Source organism: Neisseria sp. WLZKY-1 (genome assembly GCF_046546535.1).
Taxonomy (GTDB): domain Bacteria; phylum Pseudomonadota; class Gammaproteobacteria; order Burkholderiales; family Neisseriaceae; genus Neisseria.
On record NZ_JBKGTW010000110.1, the window covers coordinates 1 to 773 of the forward strand.

Annotated in this window: 1 protein-coding gene and 1 pseudogene; one reads left to right on the top strand and one right to left on the bottom strand. The window is 42.0% G+C overall.

Going from position 1 to position 773, the window contains the following annotated elements:
• Nucleotides 1–85, top strand: a pseudogene (locus ACLD9W_RS12375) (IS1595 family transposase); the annotation flags it as partial.
• Between the two features lie 50 nt (nt 86–135).
• Here the strand turns inward: ACLD9W_RS12375 and ACLD9W_RS12380 are convergent.
• A complete protein-coding gene (locus ACLD9W_RS12380) occupies nt 136–519 on the bottom strand; it encodes a hypothetical protein (protein ID WP_410842286.1) in 384 nt (127 codons plus the stop codon).
• Nucleotides 520–773 lie beyond the last annotated feature (254 nt).

Sequence of the window (773 nt, forward strand, 5' to 3'; positions counted from 1 at the left end):
GGAGTGCGAATGGCGTTTTAACAACAGTGAAATAAAAGTTCAAATTTCCATTTTGAAACAATTGGTAATAGATAATTTATCCTAGTTATCTAGGACAGCCCCTAAAATTAAGACGGCAAATTTGCCGTCTTAAATCTACATATATTTGCGCCAGTCAAATTCTTCACCTGTGCGTTCCAGTCTTTCTCTTTCCAGTCTGGCTTCGCGACCAGCAATTGCACCCCAACTTTCTTTTTTCTTAGCAGTTTTCTGTTTTCCAGTCACTTGTTTCTCAACCCGTTTCTCACTTTGTCTTACCCCATTTCTAGCAGCACCTTTACCACTAACTTTAACCAAAGATTCCTGTGCCCTGTCATTTAAATACTCATAACGTCCCGTGCTGTCATAACCTATTTGGCTGTACAACTTGGCATCCGTTGCGCTTATTCCTTTTTCCCCTAATTCATACGCAGAGGCTGCCATTGGTGCTGCGAGCAAGGTTGTTATCATTGCAATTTGTAAGATTTTGTTGGTTTTCATGTTTTTATCCATAAAAAGTTGTTAAAAAATACCTTACAAATCAATAAAAAGTGTTAAAATTATACTGCACGCTGCACGCTGCATGCAAATTTTTGTAAAGATTGAAATTATCATGCCCCGCCCCGCATCCGGCGGGCTTTTTTGTCGCCGTGTAGCAACTGTGTTCCCCCACCCCGTCGGGCAGGGTAACCAAACTCGGTGATTACGCGCACTGCGGTGCGGGTTGTTGTTCGCTTTGCTGTTCTGATTTCGTC

What these genes read in the sequence shown, in the direction of transcription:
- ACLD9W_RS12380 (WP_410842286.1), bottom strand. Translation starts at nt 519, where the DNA reads ATGAAAACCAACAAAATCTTACAAATTGCAATGATAACAACCTTGCTC.